General features: G+C 50.8%; 12 protein-coding genes, 4 tRNA genes and 1 rRNA gene. 14 read left to right on the plus strand and 3 right to left on the minus strand.

Translation table 11 applies throughout. The features are described 5' to 3' along the window. Window positions 1-51: 51 nt before the first annotated feature. The 6 genes from GJ688_RS15450 to GJ688_RS15475 all read left to right on the plus strand — a co-directional run bounded on the left by GJ688_RS15450 (window position 52) and on the right by GJ688_RS15475 (window position 13947). Window positions 52-3030: an adenylate/guanylate cyclase domain-containing protein gene (locus GJ688_RS15450; RefSeq protein ID WP_155477454.1), complete on the plus strand. Its 2979-nt coding sequence runs from the start codon at window positions 52-54 to the stop codon at window positions 3028-3030. Window positions 3031-3287: 257 nt separating this feature from the next. Then, entirely contained in the window at window positions 3288-5774 is a 2487-nt protein-coding gene (gene hrpB / locus GJ688_RS15455) for an ATP-dependent helicase HrpB (protein WP_155477455.1), read from the plus strand. A gap of 306 nt (window positions 5775-6080) precedes the next feature. Further along, complete coding sequence (locus tag GJ688_RS15460; RefSeq protein WP_170292059.1) at window positions 6081-7265, plus strand: hypothetical protein; 1185 nt, start codon at window positions 6081-6083, stop codon at window positions 7263-7265. Next, a complete protein-coding gene (locus GJ688_RS15465; RefSeq protein ID WP_155477457.1) occupies window positions 7246-8760 on the plus strand; it encodes a replicative DNA helicase in 1515 nt (504 codons plus the stop codon). Before GJ688_RS15460 ends, GJ688_RS15465 begins: the two co-directional genes overlap by 20 nt. Next, window positions 8757-9521: a DUF6063 family protein gene (locus tag GJ688_RS15470; protein WP_207708826.1), complete on the plus strand. Its 765-nt coding sequence runs from the start codon at window positions 8757-8759 to the stop codon at window positions 9519-9521. The genes GJ688_RS15465 and GJ688_RS15470 overlap by 4 nt, the downstream gene beginning before the upstream one ends. Next, window positions 9496-13947: a coiled-coil domain-containing protein gene (locus tag GJ688_RS15475; RefSeq protein WP_155477458.1), complete on the plus strand. Its 4452-nt coding sequence runs from the start codon at window positions 9496-9498 to the stop codon at window positions 13945-13947. Before GJ688_RS15470 ends, GJ688_RS15475 begins: the two co-directional genes overlap by 26 nt. Before the next feature lie 140 nt (window positions 13948-14087). Here GJ688_RS15475 and rsgA read toward each other — a convergent pair whose 3' ends face one another. Next, entirely contained in the window at window positions 14088-15155 is a 1068-nt protein-coding gene (rsgA, locus tag GJ688_RS15480) for a ribosome small subunit-dependent GTPase A (RefSeq protein ID WP_155477459.1), read from the minus strand. Window positions 15156-15577: 422 nt separating this feature from the next. On the opposite strand from rsgA, the gene GJ688_RS15490 reads away from it, so the two are divergent. From GJ688_RS15490 to GJ688_RS15500, 3 genes are all read left to right on the plus strand, one after another. Beyond that, a complete protein-coding gene (locus GJ688_RS15490; RefSeq protein ID WP_155477460.1) occupies window positions 15578-15847 on the plus strand; it encodes a hypothetical protein in 270 nt (89 codons plus the stop codon). Further along, window positions 15844-16191: a hypothetical protein gene (locus GJ688_RS15495; RefSeq protein WP_155477461.1), complete on the plus strand. Its 348-nt coding sequence runs from the start codon at window positions 15844-15846 to the stop codon at window positions 16189-16191. Before GJ688_RS15490 ends, GJ688_RS15495 begins: the two co-directional genes overlap by 4 nt. A gap of 132 nt (window positions 16192-16323) precedes the next feature. Then, a complete protein-coding gene (locus GJ688_RS15500) occupies window positions 16324-16560 on the plus strand; it encodes a hypothetical protein (RefSeq protein WP_155477462.1) in 237 nt (78 codons plus the stop codon). Window positions 16561-16589: 29 nt separating this feature from the next. Here GJ688_RS15500 and GJ688_RS15505 read toward each other — a convergent pair whose 3' ends face one another. Further along, the gene (locus GJ688_RS15505) at window positions 16590-16916 is read right to left on the minus strand and encodes a nucleotidyltransferase family protein (protein WP_155477463.1); all 327 of its coding nucleotides are present in this window, start codon (window positions 16914-16916) and stop codon (window positions 16590-16592) included. A gap of 45 nt (window positions 16917-16961) precedes the next feature. Further along, window positions 16962-17309: a hypothetical protein gene (locus GJ688_RS15510; RefSeq protein WP_155477464.1), complete on the minus strand. Its 348-nt coding sequence runs from the start codon at window positions 17307-17309 to the stop codon at window positions 16962-16964. 212 nt (window positions 17310-17521) lie between these two features. On the opposite strand from GJ688_RS15510, the gene GJ688_RS15515 reads away from it, so the two are divergent. From GJ688_RS15515 to GJ688_RS15535, 5 genes are all read left to right on the plus strand, one after another. After that, window positions 17522-17597, plus strand: a tRNA-Thr gene (locus GJ688_RS15515). Between the two features lie 47 nt (window positions 17598-17644). Continuing rightward, window positions 17645-17719, plus strand: a tRNA-Gly gene (locus GJ688_RS15520). 218 nt (window positions 17720-17937) lie between these two features. After that, a tRNA-Thr gene (locus GJ688_RS15525) sits at window positions 17938-18014 on the plus strand. 8 nt (window positions 18015-18022) lie between these two features. Further along, window positions 18023-18105 (plus strand) — tRNA-Leu (locus GJ688_RS15530). Window positions 18106-18453: 348 nt separating this feature from the next. After that, window positions 18454-18986, plus strand: a 16S ribosomal RNA gene (locus GJ688_RS15535); the annotation flags it as partial.

Below are 18986 nucleotides of genomic sequence, written 5' to 3' on the forward strand. Positions count from 1 at the left end.
TATAACGTAGAGTTCCTCTCTTATGAAATATGTATAGGGAGGTAATACACGGTGGACCAACCGACCAAAATCGCATTGCTGAGAAAAATCCTTCTCGCGCTGTTGGCAGGAATCGTGGTAACGGGAGTGATTTTGTTTCAGTACAGTAACTTATTCATGAAATTGTATGGAATCGTATCGCTGAAAGACTTGTTGGATCAGATCACACGATCGAATCAAGAAAAGCAGCTAGAGTATCTGTCACCGCTAGATAATAACGTAACGATTGATGATATGTTCAATGTCGCCGTAAGTAAGGATTACATATATGTGTTACATAACGGGAAAAAGCAAGTCGATGGAATCAAAGTGATGCAAGGCCGTGGACAAATTGAGCGGCCGATGCAAGTAGAAGCAGGTAATTATATTATAAACAATCTCACAGTGGATTCCTCGGATAATTTTTACTTTCTAATTACTAGATTGGACGATCGGCGGATCAAGGTCATAGAAGACCAGATTGTCAGGTATCCTCCCAATGGCAAATCGGGAGAAGTGCTCCTTTCTCAAGGATATGACGATGACAACTTAATCCGAACAGGGGAAATCGTATCGTTAGAATATTACAACGACGGTGTTTATTACTATCGTTATCTTTACGATAAGAAACAAATAGAGCTAAAGAAATTAATCCTGCCGAAATTAGCCCCAGCGGAGAAGAAGAACGGAGAAATCCTTAACGTAGATATTTTGAAGTTTGATGTTTCTCCAGGTGAAAAAATACATGATATAACCGGCTATGAGAAGGGAAAAGTTTTTTACATCACCCAAGCCGGAAACCTCTATAGGGTGGACGAGAACGGAACGAGTGTATGGATGACAAACATGGCAGGAGGGGAGCGAAAACCGATTCCCCAGAAGCTACGCCTGTCGGGAGATTATCTTTATTTCATTCAACCGAATGACGAGGAGATTCGCCGAATTTCTATCACCGACCCGGCCGTTGTTGAAACCGTTTTTAAGAGCCCCGCCGGAAAGGATAACATTATCAATAACTTTACCATTTACGAGGGACAGGATGATTCTCCCAAATCGAAAGACTTGATTGCGATTACAGACAAACAGATCTTCCGAATCAATGATATAGACAAGCAAGGAAACAAAGATATCCTTCAGATAAATTCATTCTATAGTAGCTCGGACACAATGAATAAACGCCGCTGGATATGGCTCTGCCTGATTCTACACCTGTCGATGACGGGGATCGCCCTATATGGCGCGTATCGACTTTACCGTATGCATAGTACCACTAAAAAAATTAGGGTTCCTCTGATATACAAACAGATCGGGGTGTCAATCCCCGTATTCATATTCGCAGGCTTGCTTTCTATGTATTTTTTAGAAGCTTGGTATGAAGATAACATACACCAAGAGAGCAAGAAACAGATGATGCTATTGGCCTATGATGGGGCTAGACAAATCAACGCCGAATCATTACAAGGATTGAGTACAGTCAGCGATGCACAGATGACGTATATCCGGAAAAGCGCCTACGAGCATTTTTCCAAAGCTAAAATCCTTCAAGAGATTTCAGAGGAAATCCCAAACAATACATACTATGCTTCTGTCTATCAAGTATCATCGGGGGAATCTATCCCCATCTTTCTGGGTAACACACCAGGACATAGTCCCTTTCAAAAGCTGATCCAACGGCCGACCGACGGATCGAAAGACTTGTACAACCATCCCGTTCAAAACTTTCCGGAGAAAAAGGCGCAGTTCGGAAGTTTTTCCAACGAGTATGGGAAATGGGAAGTCGCCGTGATGCCCATAGTTAACGCGAATCAACAGTTAGTTGGGATGTACGAGGTCGGAAGAAGCTATTCCGCCTATGAAAACAAACTCAGTGAGACCAGTGCAGAACTTATCCGGTATCCGCTCGTAAGCTTGCTGGCGCTCTTTCTCGCTTTTTCTATATTGTCCTTTATCCTTCAGAAATCGCTGCGCCAAGTCAGCGCTCAAATTAGCAGCACCAATCTGGTCATCAGCGGCGATGAAAGGATCGATAGTGAGGAACTCAAAAAGTATGTCATACAAGTGGACTCGAACGATGAAGTGGCCGACTTAGCCGATAGCTTTAACAAGATGATTACCAAAATCTATGAAAACCTTGAAGATATCGCATCATTGAATAGTTTTTATCACCATTTTGTGCCCGAAAAAATTCTCATGAAGTTGGCAAAAGGTAAAAAAATACATCAAGTGGGTAAAGCGGATATGGACAGGGGAGAAAAAACCGTCTTTATCTCGACGATTCGCAACTTGGATAAATTTGAAGAAAGTAAGCAGCAGCTCCTCAACAGGTATTTCACCCAACTAACACCGGTCATCCACGGGGGAGAGGGGGTCATTATCGAGTATTCGGGAGATGGAATGACGGCGTTGTTCGAAAACAGGAAAGATGCCTTGGAGGCTGCGGTCACCGTTTGCAAAAAGATTCACCTGTATAACGACCAATCGAAAGAACCCTTTGAATTTGGCATCGCCCTGCACTACGGGTGGGTTACGCTGGCTATACTCGGAGACGAGCATCGGTGGCAAGGTAAAATAATTGAAAAAGCAGTCACGCAGACGGAACGATTAGATGAGCTGGCTCGGACTCTGGGTGTGACCGTACTTGCAACGGAGAGCATGCTCGATAAAGATAGAGATAAGGATAACGATGAATTCGGTTACCGTTGTATCGGAAAGGTAGACTTCCAAGGTTGGGGATTGAAGGAACCCTTGTTTGACCTTTTTGAGGCGGACCGGGATAAGCAAAAGGCCGTAAAGAATGAGACCAAAGCCACCTTTGAAGAGGCGATCAGACAGTATCAAGCTGGTGATTTTCAAAAGGCACAAGAGCTATTCCTAGAGGTGATTCGGAAGAACCCTGAGGACAAGGTGGCTATACGGTACTTTCATGGGAGCTATGAGAAGTTTAAATTTATCGAACAAGGTGGGGATGTGCAGGATTGGGATGGTGTACTGAAGGTGGAGAAAAGTTTTTGATCTCTTCCAACAGAAGATTTCTTTAACTATAGGACGGTCAGAGCTAAGGAAGGCCAAGGATGAGATAAGCGAAGTTACTAATCGGCGAACCGACGAGTCTGGATATGTATGGACATGAGATGAACGTGCTAATATTGCAGGACTTCTGACAAAAAGCTAAACTATCGAAGGCAACATGTTTTTAGTTTATATGTAAATTGCGAGGAGCGCTTTGGCACGAATCCGATGTAAGGTAAAGTGTTCAACAGGTGATGTAATTGATAGAACTCCCCATTGATTCGGCACTGCCGTCACTCGTCGATAAGCTGCGGGATCACTCGAATGTGGTACTGGTGGCGCCGCCTGGAGCGGGAAAAACGACCCGAGTGCCACTGGCGCTACTGGAAGAACCTTGGCTTGCGGGGCGCAAGATCTTGATGCTGGAACCGCGCCGTCTGGCGGCCCGGTCGGCAGCCCGTTTTATGGCCGCTTCACTCGGAGAGTCGGTCGGGGAACGAGTGGGCTACCGGGTCCGTTTGGACAGTCGTGTCGGGCCGAAAACAGGGATCGAAGTCATCACCGAAGGCGTACTGACCCGCATTCTACAGGCGGACCCTGCCCTGGAGGATGTGGGGCTGGTGATTTTCGACGAGTTTCATGAGCGAAGTCTCCAGGCCGATCTAGGATTGGCGCTCTGCCTTCAGTCGCAGTCGTTTCTTCGGGAAGACCTCCGACTGTTAGTCATGTCGGCTACGCTCGATACCGAACCGGTGGCCGCGCTTCTGGGAAATGCGCCGGTGATTCAAAGCGAGGGCCGTATCTATCCTGTGGAGACTCAATACGTGGAGCGATCTCGCGACGAGAGCATCGAGCCGCTGGTGGTCCGTGCGATTCAGCAGTCCCTGCAACAAGATCCCGGGGATATTTTAGTCTTTTTACCGGGAGCAGGGGAAATCGGTCGGGTAGAAGATCGGCTGGTCGAAGTGGGTTTAGATAAACAAGTGATGATCTGCCCGCTCTACGGCAACCTTAGCCAGGACGCTCAGGACAAAGCCATTGCTCCAAGCCCGCCGGGAACGCGCAAAGTGGTGCTGGCTACATCGATTGCGGAGACAAGCCTGACGGTAGAGGGAGTTCGAGTGGTCGTCGACAGCGGGCTTATGCGAGTGCCGCGCTTTTCCCCTCGAACTGGAATGACTCGATTGGAGACGGTGATGGTTTCCCGAGCTTCCGCTGACCAACGGCGGGGACGGGCAGGCCGGTTGGCACCGGGAAAATGCTATCGTCTGTGGACTCGCCAAGAGGATCTTCGCTTGCTTCCGCAGGGCACGCCGGAGATTTCGCAGGCCGACCTGGTCCCCCTTGCCCTCGAACTGGCTGCTTGGGGAATCTCGGACCCCGCAGAGCTTTCTTGGCTCGATCCGCCGCCGAAGGGCGCCTTTGACCAAGCCTGCGCGCTGCTCCGGCAACTGGGTGCCCTCGGCGGTGATGGCAAGATCACCTCCCATGGACGGCAGATGGCCGACTCGGGATTGCATCCCCGGCTGGCTCATATGATCGTGCAGGCGATTCCGCTCGGATACGGAGGACTTGCCTGCGAACTGGCGGCTATCCTCAGTGAGCGGGATATATTTCGGGCCAGCGGAATGAATGATGGAGATATATGTCTTCGAGTGGAAGCGCTGCGTGCTGACACGGAAGACCTCTACGGAGTGGACAAGGCGGCCCTTCGGAGAGCCCGCACCGAGGCAAAGCACTGGAAGAGAGTATTCCAGATCCCTCTGAACAACGAATCCAGCGAGATTAGCGCGAGTGGACTTCTGCTGGCCTTTGCCTACCCTGACCGGATCGCCCAAGGACGGGGCGGTGGTCGGTATCTGCTTCGCAACGGGCGCGGTGCAGCCTTGGCGAAGGATCAACCCCTGGCAGAGGAACCGTACCTCGTAGCTGTGGAACTGGATGATCAGGGCGCAGAGGGCCGCATATTCCTGGCAGCGCCGGTTGAACTGTCTAATCTGATGGGTTGCTTCAGAGAACAAGTCGAAATAGAATCGGTGGTCGCCTGGGACAGGTCGGCACAAGCGGTGCGGGCACGAAAACGCGAACGGCTCGGTTCGCTCATCCTAAAAGAAGTAAATATGACTGATGCCAATCCGGAAGCAACGGTGGCGGCGCTTCTCGATGGGATCCTTGAAGAAGGCCTTGAAATTTTACCGTGGACGAAAGCGGCTCGCCAGTTTCAGTACCGCTTGCAATTTATGCACCGGCAAAATCCAACCTGGCCTGATATGTCTGAGAGTGTGCTGAAAGATCGTCTTTTCGAGTGGCTTGGTCCGCACTTATACGGGCTACGAAGCCGGGAAGACTTGCAATCGCTGAACCTTGTGCCCATTTTTGAAGCGATGCTTTCGTGGGAGCAGCGCCGGGAACTGGATGAGAGCGCTCCCACTCATATGCATGTGCCCAGCGGCCAGCGAATTCCCATCGACTATAGCGTTCCCGAGTCGCCAGTGTTGGCTGTCCGGCTGCAAGAAATGTTCGGGTTGGCCGAAACTCCGATGATCTGCCGGGGACGGGTTCCCCTGACCCTGCACTTGCTCTCGCCAGCCCATCGCCCGGTTCAGGTGACCCGCGATCTGGCTAACTTCTGGCGGGAGACCTATTTTGAGGTGCGCAAGGACTTAAAAGGACGTTATCCAAAACATTATTGGCCCGATGATCCCTGGAATGCGATCCCGACGAACCGGGTTCGGCCACGGGGGTAGGGATATAGGGATTGCACAATTGTTTAATTACGCTTATGGCATCGGCATAGGCGTTTTTCTTTTGGTGTAGGCAAATAAGGGAAATATCTTAGCTTACAGTTTTGTCCATAAAGGAATATGTACATAGCTATAGAAAAATAGAAGAGTTGGATTGAATAATCCGTCGATTTATCGAGATTTAATGAGGAATGACGACCTTAATTACAACCAACGGAGTTTTGCTGTCGACCAATGGAGATTTACTCTCAGCAATGTGAAATGGCTTGGAAATTACTTGGAGAACAATCAACTAATGGGGATCTGCTGATGAATGATGACATTCTCAATCCTATTTTACAAACGATTAAAAACCACAAATTAAAGACGATGGAACTCTCTCTTTTGCAGGATACCATGCCTGGAAACACCGATTATCGAAGCTTTGCGTCAATCATCAACAAACTCATCGATGACGGGATTTTAACACCGATCAAAGCAAAAGGGACGAATCGGAAAACTCCGCCACTGCCCAACAAGTTCACTATCGGGCACGGAAGAGTTCACGAAGAACACTATCAGAGGCTCAAACGTGCCCGGTTGCGGTTTCACTCGTTGATTGACTTATCAAGTTATTACCGACTGAGCCCCACTGTTTGGGAAAAGGATCAGGATTCACTGACCAAGCTAGACACCTACCTGCAGAGGCAGGGCCTACCGCAAAAAGCCGCTTCCCTACAGGAACGTTCCTATGAAATTTTTGATCATGAGAAATGGTTGGAAAGCAAAGAAGGGACCGATTTCTTAGCCCGAGTCGGCCTGTCTCTTGAAAGGCTCTCGGTCGTTCCCGTCCCCGATCCCTGCATGTTTGCGATTCAATCCGAATTGTATAAAGATCCCCAGCGCCTATGTCATGAACATTTGATTGTTGAAAATAAAACGCCCTACCATGTGCTCATGCCGTTGATGAATCAGCAACGCGTCTTCACGATGCTGATTTATGGACAAGGTAAGGCGATCATATCGACCCTGCAAGGGTTTACGACTCAGGCTGGTTTTTGTTCAGGCGGTTTCATTCAGAAACAGCCCCAAGTTGATTGCTATACCTTACTTCCCCGAAGAATACTTCCCGAAGTAACACTTTCCGAATCAGCACTTTCTGAAAATGCTCTTTCCCATGCCGCACCATCCTGCAAACAGGACCACATCTTTCACTACTACGGCGATCTAGATCATGAAGGCATCAGCATCTGGTACAGCTTGCAGAAGCGTTACCCTATTCGCTTGGCCATGCCTTTTTACCGCGCCTTACTGCAAAAAGAGTATGCTATCGGAAAAGAGAACCAGAGGCCGAACCCGGAAGCTTTCGCCCTTTTTTTAACGAACTTCTCCACAGAAGAACAAGCCGCGATTCAATCGATGATGGGCCAGGGGGGCTACTTGCCCCAAGAGGCCTTGTCGGCGGAAGAGACAGCGAATATATGGAGGAACCAGCATGGATCAGCGTTTGGCTGACTTGACGAGAGGCTTTCGCGAGCGCATCAACCGCCTGGCCATCTTTGATCCCCTCTACGAACTGGGACGGAAGGTCAGTCGGGACCAGCAGAATAACCCCATCGACTGGTTCAGCCTCGGCATGGTCAGCCTGCTCTTTTTCTTCGAAAGCATGCTGACGCGACGCCGGCAGACCTCGGTGAAAGATTTGGCGGCATACCTGCAGGAGATGAACCAGGAAGGTCCCATCAGCGCCGATGAAGCGGGATTTCAAAAAATCGCCCGGGAGATTATTGACGCCTTCCGAGACGCCTCGGGTAAGCGAAAAGAAAAAGTATTCTTTAACTGGGAAACGCGCCAAGAGGAGCGGATTTATTACTCTCTCATTGAAGTGAGCGACTCCGACTTGAGCCAAAACATCCAGAATTACCGCCTGACTGAACGAGGCCTAGAACTGATCTTTGCCACGAAAGAGTATTTCAGTGAGTTTCATCTTTCCATCAGTCAATTGGTGCTCCGGAAACAGCTCGAAAAGGGCGAGCTAAATGGTGCCTTGCGCGAAATCGATGAGATGCGGATCGCTGTGGAACAACTGCAGCGGAAAATGATTCAACTCAATCTGGAAGTGCAGCGCAACATCATCTCCCATGAGACGCAAAAGAAATACACGGAGATCCTCGATGCCATCCATAGCCGCCTGACCCGGGAAGAGGAAGAATTCCGTGAACTCTACGGCTTTGTCTTGGAGAAAAAACGCAAATTGGAATATGAGATGACGGCGGAGCGCGATATCCGAGCCTACAACCTGCTCATCCAGATCGCGAAAGAACTCGATGAGGTCCACCGTATGCACCGCTCCCTGTTGCATGACAGCATCACCCTCAAACGAAAGGCCTTGCATGCAGCAAAAGAATCGCTCTACCACGCCGGGCTCATCGCCTTCAACTTCAACCAGGATGTCACCTCCCGCGTCGTGACCTCACCCATGCCTGCCTTTGCCTTGGAAGGGCTGATCAAACCGCTGCTCGGGCCCTATGTGGAACGAAATTGGTCTCCCTTAGACGTGTTTGCGCCCCAGCGAACGGGGGGCGATGACGAGGGCGAATGGGAGATCCCCCATTTTGCGGAAGCGGACGACCGCACGGAAGATCCGTCCTATCTCCAACAGCAGCGGCAAAACTTTCACCGGCTCAGTCAAGAACTGCAAGCCTTTCTGGGAGAAAAAACCGAAATCCGCCTGTCTGAGTTCCTGGAATACCTGCAGGCCGACCCAGAACGGGCTCCTTTCGTCGAAAACCGGTCGCTCTATGATTACTGGTTGCTCCTTCACCAGCGTACGCCTTTACAGATCCATCAAGGACGCAATGAAGACGGAAAGAGCTATCTCCTCGACGACATCATCGCCGCTTTTTCCCACGTGGAAGAGATTGAAGTGCAGGAAGAACCGGAACTGCTGCAGCCCCATCCCCGCTATGAGATCCAAGAAATGATCTTACGATTGAAGGTGAACGCGTGACGACCGTCGTTGAACATGCTCATATGGAACTGGCCTTTCGTCTATATGCACAATTGCTGCAAAAGGGGCAGTTGTCCCAAGACCAGCCGGGGTTTCGGGAATATATCGCCCAGAGTGAAGTACGCAGTTTGGTCGACACCTTTGCCACCGAGATGGACAGCGTCGTCGTCAAGACCTCAGACCACCTCTACTTGGTGCCCAAGTCAGGCCAGTCCCCCTTCGGCATGAAAAATGCCTACATTAAAAGAGAATATCTCGGCTACCAGGCAACCAACATCGATCTCTACATGATGTACTTTGCCATCATCGTCCTCTTCGGCGAGTTTTATGACAGCTATGAAACGCCGGAGGCGACGCGGGACTTTTTGCCGATCGGTGAGTGGATGAGCAAGATTCGGGAGCGTCTCGATACGATCAAAGAACAAGGGGAAGAACAGCTTGCCCAGAACGAAGGCGAGACCGAGTGGAACTGGGTCGGCGTGATTCACTTCTGGGACTCCCTCGACGATCTCAAGGAGACGGCAAAGCGGCAAGATACGAAGCAGCAGAGCCGGCTCGGCTTTTTGAAGCGGGTCATCCGCTTTCTCGACGCCCAGGACCTGGTGCAAGATCAGGGCAACGACGAACTGAAACTGACGGAAAAAGCCAAGATCATCGTCCAACGGTACTACATGGACCGGGAATACAACCGGGACCTCTTGGCCTATATGTATCAGTTCGATCAAGTGAAAGGGAATGATCCCGATGCCGGCCATCGCTAAAATCCGCCTGACGAACGTGCAATATGAACAGGGCAACAAACGGTACACGGACCAGACCTTCCGGTTTGACGGCCATAACGGCGCCATTCTGCTCGAAAACGGAGGAGGTAAATCGGTCCTCGTGCAGACGGCCGCCCAGGCGGTCATCCCCAATGGCATCCTGGCCGATCGCAAACTCCGTGACACCCTCGACGTGTCGGCGGCGCCGGCCCATATCGCTGTAGAGTGGATCCTCAACGACAAACCGCGACAGTACGCCCTGACCTGCGTCACTTTTTATATGGGCAAAGAGGGACTCGAATATCTGCTCTATGCCTATGACTACCCGGCAGGAGACAAGGGACAGATCGAAAACCTCCCCTTTGTGCAGAAAGACCGCTCGGGCAAACGTCCGGCCAGCCGCGAAGAGATCAAAGAATACTACCAAAGCATGTCCTACAGCCACATGAACGCCAAGACCTTCGGCACGAAAAAAGAGTACCAGGCATATCTCGAAGAAACATTTCAAATCGTCCCATCCGAGTGGGAAGCGATTCTTAAAATCAACGGTGCAGAAGGTGGCGTAGAAAAGTTCTTTGAACAGTGCGCCACGACGGGCCAACTGGTTGACCGGTTGCTCATTCCGGTGGTGGAACAGGGCATGGCTGGTAACGGCACCAAGGATTTCGCCCGGCTCTTCGATAACCACCGGCAGCATTTTCGCGAATATCTGGAACTGACCGAACAGACTAAGGAATACCAGGACGTCATCTCCCGCGTCGGTCAAGTGGTGGAACGGTACAGCCGCTTCGACCGGGAGGAGCAGGCCTATCAATCGCTGCAAGGCCGCGCCAAGGGGCTGCTTCTGCATGTCGATGAGGAACTGGCCCAGTCGGTAGAGGCCCAGGAAGAATTAGACCGAAAAGAACGGGCTCTGCAAGAGCAGGAGAAAAGGCTGCGTCAAAAAGCCCTTTCCCTAGATATCGCTCGCCTACAGCGGGAACGATCCGAGGCGGAGGAAAGGCTCTACCGCTGTGAGCAGCGGCGCGATGAAAAACAGGCAGAGCATCGCGAGAGCGCAAGCCTGCTGGAATCATTGAAACTGGCCGCGCTGTTGGAACAACTTCAAGATAAGCAAACAGACCTGAGCGCATACCAGCGCCAACTGGAGGAACTGGATCATTCGCCCGATATCGCCCATCTGCAAAGCGAACGGGCACAGGTTCTCTCCCAATTGCGCTATCACTTCGACCGGCTGGAAGAGGACTTCCGTCAGCTGCAAGATCGGGCCCAGGCGACTTTATCGGAACTGGCCCAGGAAGAGCAGACGAAGAAAAAGGCACTCCTCGAAGCAGAGGAAAAGAGGAGAAGCCTACTCGTTCTCTGCACAGAGACTCGGACGCATATCGAGAATAAAGAGCAACAGATGCAGAAAATCGTCCAGGCTATCTTGCACGATCCGCTGCGGGAGCAAGTGGAGGAACAGCTTCCCCACTGGCAGAAACGGTCTATCGCCCTCGGTGAAGACCTCAATGGGCTCATCGCCGACATGAGACGCTGGCAGGCCGAGAGTGAAGAACTGCATCGCCAAGAAAAGCAAGTCCAGACAGAATTAACTGCCCTCCGCCAAGATCTCACCAAGTGGGAGACGGAACTGTCGACCATCGATAAACAAGCGCAGCAACTGATCGAACGGTTACACCTTCTTTCCCCGGAAGACCGGGAGCTCAACTCTATCTACAAACGGCAGCCGACCATCCGGGCGCGCCTCCATGAAGCAAGGACCTTACTGGAAGAAGAGAAGAATCAACAGATGGAGCAGGAACGGATCCTGCTGCGGTTTTATGACCTTTACAAAGACAGCCAACTGTTCACGGCCGATCCGGGGCTCGAACGGCAGTGCCGTCGGTGGCAATCAGACATCCCCTCCTTACAACTGGGTACGGCCTTCCTGCAAATCCTTTTGGAAGAGAAGCCCCAGCTGACCTTGAGCAGACTCTATGAGCATTATCCCTTCTGGCCCATCACCCTGATCTGCGGCGCTGCCGATCTGGACAAGGTCAAGAAGCTCGTCGAAGCAGCCGCCCAGCAGTGGACTCACCCCGTGTTCATCTTGACGGAGCAAGAAGCACAGGAGCGTTGGACGACCCCCTTTGAACTGCCGGCGGTCCATGTGGCACCGGGCCAATGGCCGCAGATCTCAGAACCGATCCCTTTTCAGGCCTGGCTGGAAGAGAGCCGTCAAAAAGCTGCCTTCGTCGTCGAGGAACGAAAAGTACTGGAAGAAAAGCTTCGCCAGTGGCATGCGCTGGCTGATGCCGTCGACCGCTTTTGGCAGGAATATGATTTTCAACAGATCTATATACCGTTAAAAGAGAAGATCAGCCAAGGTAAAGGGCGTCTGGAAGAGCTGCACAATGCCGTCGCTCAAATCGATGGTCAAAAGCAGAACTTGCAGCGCCAGTTAAAGGAAGGCGCCAGCAAGAAGATTCGCTGGGAAGCCGAACAGGCTGATGTGACGGAGCGCTACCGGAAGGGGCTTGAATGGAAGCGACTTCAAGAAGAGCGTAGCCGTTTGACCGAAAGGCTGGAAGGGCTGAGCGCCGACGAGAAAGGGGTCGCCCAAAAGGTAGACGAGCTAAAGACACAGATGGACGATCTGGAATCGAAGCAGCGTCAGCAGGAAAAGCGCACCTGGGAACTGGACGAGAAGCTAAAAGATATTCGCAACGACGTCGATAACAAGGAAAGCCAAAACAGCGCTCCCGTAAAAGCAGAGCTCTCCCTCAACCTCTTAAAAAGCCGCAAGGCCGAGTTGACCGACAAACTGCAGGGTATCCAGCAAAACCGCAAATCCTTGCAGGCGATGATCAGTAGCGCAGAAAAAGATGTGCACCGGTTGGAGCAGCAGATTCGCAGACAGCGGGAACAATTCAGCGACATCCTCCAAGGGGAAATCACCTTCCCACCGAATGGGGAAGAAGAGATTGAGCGTCTGACCGAAAGGACCCGGTCCTTGAAACGAACCCTCGATCGGTTGAACCAAGAACTGAGCGACGCGCAGACGAAAGCTACGGAGGCCCGGACACGGGTGGCGGCCAAAGAAGAACAATTCTTCAACACCTTCACCGATGCAGCCATAGTTGACTTTGGCCGGCAGCCCCTCGAAGAGGTCGAGATTGTCCTTCATCAAGAATCACTGCGCCTGAGTCAAGAGGGTGTGCAGGTAAAAGGGGAACGACGGCGATTAGAAAAACTTTATGCGGAATTGAACAGTGTCAAAAAAGCCTTGGAAGTGGCCCGGGGCGTCCATAAATTCGGGCGAGAAAGCATCACCGCCATATCGCTGAAGGAAGAGGACTTGAGGGAGTATCCCTATAAACGGCTGGCCTTCACGAACGAGCTGGCCCTGCAACTGGAGAGAGCGCAAGAAAAGGTGGACCTGGAGCGCAAAACGGTGGAGCAGGAGCGCAAGCGCTTTGAAGCCTACTGCCTCCAAGAGATCAAGGATGAAAAAACGAAGCAACAAGCCGTCAACGGCATCCGGTTAAAAGACAGCTTCAGTGAAATCCACGATTGGGGATTGCGACTGCAAGAGCGGATCGAAACGGCCATCCGGATTGCCGAAGAGAGCTTGCGCAGCCTCGATGAGCAGGTGCAGATTTTCATCAACCATCTCCATTCCCACCTGGTGCGGATCTGTGAAGAGTTGAAAGCGATTCCCAAGATGACCGCCGTCAAAGTGGAGGAGAAACGAAAAGAGATCTTCGACTTTACCGTTCCCCACTGGCCGGAACTGGAAGGGAAGACGAAGCTCCGCCAACATCTCGAATGGATGATGAAGGCACTGGAAAATGAGAAGTACCGCAACGAGCAAGGCCTGGAAGATACGGCGAAAGTGCAGGCTCAGATCGAAAGCTGGCTCCACCCGAAGCAACTGCTGCAAGTGGTCTCATCGAGCCAGGAGATCAAAGTACGCTGCCGGAAGGTCACCAATGATAACCGCGTCAGCAGCGCCTTGACAGATTGGCCGACAAGTGAAAAGTGGTCAGGCGGGGAGAAATGGAGCAAAAACATGACCCTCTTCCTGGGCATTCTCAACTACCTTGCTGAAAAACGCCAGCATATTCGCAAAGGCCAGGGAAACCACCGCGTCGTCATCCTGGACAACCCCTTCGGCAAAGCGTCGAGCAGCCACGTCTTAGGTCCGGTCTTCTTCATCGCCCAGCAGTTGGGTTTCCAAATGCTCGCCCTCACAGCCCATGCGGAAGGGAAATTCCTTCGCGACTATTTCCCCATTATCTATAGCTGCCGGCTCCGCCCGACGAAAGATCCCTCCATCGCTATCGTTGAGGCGCAAAAAGAGATCCGCTACGCCTATTTTCAGGATCATGCGCCAACGAGCTTGGAGCGCTTAGAAGAGGTAGAGCAATTGACGCTGCTGTAGCATCTATGAAAGAACTCTTCACAATACCGACTGAACAACGTTAAAACGATAACGATGCCTCTTTTGTATGACATTTTGCCCATTTCTCAGATAATGTAGAAAAAGGCCCCCTTCCGTCACATGGAAGGGGGCCTTGCCTTTTATCGCTTAAAATTAAAATGTTGTTTTATCTGTTTGTGAATCTGCTTCCACTTTTCTTTCTCAGCGAGCTGCTCCCGTTGATTTTCCCGGCGGGACATGTAAGCCAGCTCTTTTTGGAGCTTAACATAGCTTTCATATCGACTGGCATCCAAATCCCCACGCTGTAAAGCATTCTGGACGGCACAACCGGGTTCTTGCTCGTGGCGACAGTCCCGGAACCGGCACTGTTCGGCCAAGGCCAAAATATCTTCAAAGGCGTCTTGGATACCTTCAGAAGATCCCGTCATGTGCAGTTCCCGCATGCCTGGGGTGTCGATGAGAATCCCGCCCCCGGGCAAGAGGATCATCTCCCGGTGGGTGGTGGTATGTCGTCCCCGGTCGTCGTCAGCCCGGACAGATTGGGTTTTCTGGAGTTCTTCTCCCATCAGGCAGTTGATCAAGGTCGACTTACCGACTCCGGAAGAGCCGAGCAGGGCAACCGTCTGTCCGGTCGTCACATAGCGCATCAAATCCGTTACCCCTGCACCGGTCATCGCACTGACCGGGTGGATAGGGACACCGAAAGCGACCGTTTCGACGGCGGAGATTTTTTCATCCAAATCTGCACAGAGATCGGCCTTGCTGAGCACGATGACGGGGCTGGCACCGCTGTCCCAAGCTAAAGTGATATAGCGTTCCATGCGCCGCAGATTGAAGTCCCGGTTTAGGGCCATCACGAGAAAGACCGTGTCCACGTTGGAGGCGACGATCTGCTCATCCGATGTCTTGCCGGCTATCTTACGGGAAAACTTGGTCTGGCGAGGGAGCAAGGCGTGAATGACAGCCTGCTCACCGGGAAGGGAACGGTTGAGAACCACCCAGTCACCGACAGCCGGGAAGTCTTGCCGGCCTTGCGCCTGGTACAGATATTTTCCGGAGACGGCGGCGAGGGTTTCTCCGTCTTCACAATAGACACGGTAAAGATGGGTATGCTCCACAGCTACCCGGCCCACGCGGTAGACTTGTTCATCATAGGCAGAAAAATGGTGGGCAAAGTGTTCATTCCAACCGAGAATAGAAAGTTTCAATGGGGTTTCCTCCTTGACCAAGTTCAATCGATGGTCGCAGAAGGTCCCCTTATGCCTGTCAGGGGAATCTGCGACCTAGCAGCTAAAAACCTCGGCAGGCGTAAATACAGACATCAATCCCACTCCTTCTACTAAACTATGGAAACATTATACACCCTGGACGGACCCAAGTATACGAGAGATGTACGCGCGACGTGGCGCAGCTACAGGAAATCTTTAACCACTCGTCGCCCGGTGTCACACTTCGATACATCGGTATCAACCAGGATATTATCGACCGGGCACTGGACGATTTCAGTCTTTAAAAACGAAAGAGCGACAGGCATATCCTCGCCGTCGCTCTTTCGTTTTACAAATTCATCAGAACGTATGTTTTAACATTACCCCGTTTGCGATATAATGTTCGCGTGGGAGGGGGTTGTATGTTCGAATGTCAAGAAGAAAAGTACAGCCAGATCGCGCCGGACCTTGACTACACCGAATCGATGTCCAATAACCAAACCGCGATAAAAGTGAGTGTGGATGGCGGGGTCACCTGGTCAAAGATCACGGTTGATCTATTGCAAAGCTTGGAGGAATCCGGCCTAAAACCCGGATATCTCGTATTACATAATGGCGAACGATACCATGTCACCACGTTAGATGACGGCACCATGGCCATGGCCAAAGAAGCCCGGAGGAATCGCAAATGAGCCGGAGCAAAAGAGTCATGGAACAACGAGTGGCTGAGTTTTATCGTTCCAATAAACTCTGGCGAACGAGTTTTTTCCTTCCAGAACATCGGGAAGGGACGATACAAGGCAGGCTAACATCCCTTGCCGAGCAGTTATCCACGCCTTCTGAAACGAAACGGGAGGAAATGGAGCACATCTTGGCAAAGGCAATGCGAAACCAAGAGGAAATTCGGATTCGGTTGCAGGATGGGATATGGTTGTCTGCGATACCAGTAACGGTCATAGCGGGCAGGCTATACACTTTGGTCAACGGTGAGGATAGGGAAATACGACTCAGCGAGATTATGGATGCGCAGGAATGATGTATCGATAATCGGCAGGCATACGATACTCGGCTTGCACATATACTTAAGAAGAGAGCATTCCCTTTCCGCCGTCGAAAGAAAAACGCTGGCTGCCGCAAGAAAGTTTTTGCGGAAGGGAATAAGTATAGATTGAGCCTGATTATCGTTTTGTTTGCCGCGTCGATCATCTCGTATTTTTTGATCGACGATATTTTGGATATGTTGATCGCTTGGCACAAGCCGAAAAAACGGCGCAAGCAGTCTACGCGCGAACTGCCGACGCGTGTGGAGGTCGCCGCGACATCGGAGGTTATCCCTATACCCACGGACAAACGTGCCTCAAGGCCTGGGCGTGATCCGCCACGTCGAAAAAACAAAATCAAATGAACAGCCCTCCGCGGATGTAGTGCGGTGGGCTATTGGTCATTACCGTGAGTGAATGCTTCATGTAAGTCGAAGATCAGTTTCCTATCACGAAGCACATTATTTCGAATGCGTTCCGTAAGACCCATCTCGGTAGTTAAGTCAACTTTACGCTGTAATGATTCTTCCAGTTTCTCTTTTAGTTCTACGAAAGAAAATAGAGATAGTTTCTCTTTCGAACCACCGTACTCAATCAGAAGGTCAACGTCACTCGTTTCCTTTTGTTCCCCACGGGCGAATGAACCGAACATATAAGCTCGAACAATACCGTACTTTTTGAGAATGGGTTCCGATTTTTCTTTTATTTCATAAAAATCCATTTTGAAAGTCCCTTCAGAAAACAAGGGCTTTATAGGTCTTATGCTTTACGCTAAGGCCAATACCAACTGTTGCGGCTGAATTCGTTCGTAATCATTCATAATAGACATTCCAGTTGCCTGTAGAAGGGTTTCCCATTCTGAATTTAAGCTGATCATACGAATCACCGGTGAAGAAATTTCTAATTGGGGAGAAGAAGGTGTGCCTCCGATAGTAATATGAAGGATATCTGTTCGATTCATTATTTTTTCATGAGTAGCGAACAACTTATGTAACGCAATGATCCTCTTAATCAGTTCTCGAACCCGATGTGCGGTAAAATCGGACAACCAATCACTTATGTGTTTGTTGTACAAATCGGTATCTTTTCGAAATGACACTTCAGCGACAAGCATATTCCGAAACTCCCTTCAAATGAATTAGGTGTTTTCAGTATATCTGCTTGTACAAAGACCGTCATCGGGTGTAAAATCGCTTTATTTGTCGATAAAAGACGCATTCCCTTAATTGAGCTCATTATCCGTAGTATGGTGCCGGAGGGCTGAAGTTCATATTGATATTGACCATAGCTCTTGATAAAATGCAATTCCGTCTGCTCCGCCATAACGCCGACGTAGCTCAATTGGTAGAGCAACTGACTTGTAATCAGTAGGTTGCGGGTTCAAGTCCTGTCGTCGGCTCCATTGGTTCATATATTGTGGGTTTTAAGGCTTAAAATTGATTGGCCAGCGCGGAAGTAGCTCAGTGGTAGAGCATCGCCTTGCCAAGGCGAGGGTCGCGAGTTCGAATCTCGTCTTCCGCTCCATGTGGTATTCGTTTTGGCCTCCACATAAATAGACAGAGCGAAGACAATGGAGCAGGTGCTAGAAAGGACTGTGGCACCCCTTCTGCCGGTTCAATTCCGGACCATTGAATGATCCTGCAAAAAATCGATTAAAACGTTTAAGTCAGGATTCCCTTTCTTGTTTTAAGAAGAAATTCTTTAGACAATCCGAAAGGGTTTTTTATTGCTCATCACAAAACGCCGCTGTAGCTCAGGGCGGCAGAGCGTATGCTTGGTAAGGATAAGGTCACCGGTTCAACCCCGGTCAGTGGCTCCAGGAGAGAAGCGAGAGTGGCGGAACTGGCAGACGCGCACGTTTGAGGGGCGTGTGGGCAACCGTGAGGGTTCAAATCCCTCCTTTCGCACCAGAAGTTACCGGTTGAAAAGGTGGGCCAGTAGTGATAATCTATAACTCCTGTCGCGGACAGGACGTATTCATCAGGGTAAAAACACAAGCGGTTAGAAACCGTGTGTGGCCTTTTTCAAAAGGTTATTAAGCAAAATAAACGAAATGCTTAAAAGTACCAGTTGAAATTAGGAATACGAAATGATATTATAGTCCTCCACCCGACAAACGGGCAAGAAAAACTTGGGTCCTTGAAAATCGAACAGTTGTAAAGCAAAGCGTGCGACTTAAGTCAATTCGGCCTGCGTAAGCAGGACGGACGATGATTTCAATTATTAAGAGCTTGACTCAAGCTTTATCTACAAAATTTTTTGTGGAGAGTTTGATCCTGGCTCAGGACGAACGCTGGCGGCATGCCTAACACATGCAAGTCGAACGGAGAGCTGAAGTTTCGATGGAAGCTCTAAGTGGCGGACGGGTGAGTAACGCGTGGACAACCTGCCGGAGAGTGGGGGATAACAGTCCGAAAGGGCTGCTAATACCGCATAACGTTGTCTGGGGACATCCCCGGACAACCAAAGGAGCAATCCGCTTTCCGATGGGTCCGCGTCCGATTAGCTAGTTGGTAGGGTAACGGCCTACCAAGGCGACGATCGGTAGCCGGCCTGAGAGGGTGAACGGCCACACTGGGACTGAGACACGGCCCAGACTCCTACGGGAGGCAGCAGTGGGGAATCTTCCGCAATGGGCGAAAGCCTGACGGAGCAATGCCGCGTGGGGGATGAAGGTCTTCGGATTGTAAACCCTTGTCTTCGGGGAAGAAGAATGACGGTACCTGAGGAGGAAGCCCCGGCTAACTACGTGCCAGCAGCCGCGGTAATACGTAGGGGGCAAGCGTTGTCC

This window comes from Heliobacterium mobile, assembly GCF_009720735.1.
In the GTDB taxonomy this organism is placed as follows: Bacteria; Bacillota; Desulfitobacteriia; order Heliobacteriales; family Heliobacteriaceae; genus Heliobacterium; species Heliobacterium mobile.

Bases quoted from the DNA above. Each gene is read 5' to 3' on its own strand.
- GJ688_RS15490 (WP_155477460.1), top strand. From the start codon at position 15,578: ATGTTCGAATGTCAAGAAGAAAAGTACAGCCAGATCGCGCCGGACCTT.
- GJ688_RS15505 (WP_155477463.1), bottom strand. From the start codon at position 16,916: ATGGATTTTTATGAAATAAAAGAAAAATCGGAACCCATTCTCAAAAAG.
- GJ688_RS15510 (WP_155477464.1), bottom strand. From the start codon at position 17,309: ATGCTTGTCGCTGAAGTGTCATTTCGAAAAGATACCGATTTGTACAAC.
- GJ688_RS15465 (WP_155477457.1), top strand. From the start codon at position 7,246: ATGGATCAGCGTTTGGCTGACTTGACGAGAGGCTTTCGCGAGCGCATC.
- GJ688_RS15475 (WP_155477458.1), top strand. From the start codon at position 9,496: ATGATCCCGATGCCGGCCATCGCTAAAATCCGCCTGACGAACGTGCAA.
- GJ688_RS15495 (WP_155477461.1), top strand. From the start codon at position 15,844: ATGAGCCGGAGCAAAAGAGTCATGGAACAACGAGTGGCTGAGTTTTAT.
- GJ688_RS15460 (WP_170292059.1), top strand. From the start codon at position 6,081: ATGAATGATGACATTCTCAATCCTATTTTACAAACGATTAAAAACCAC.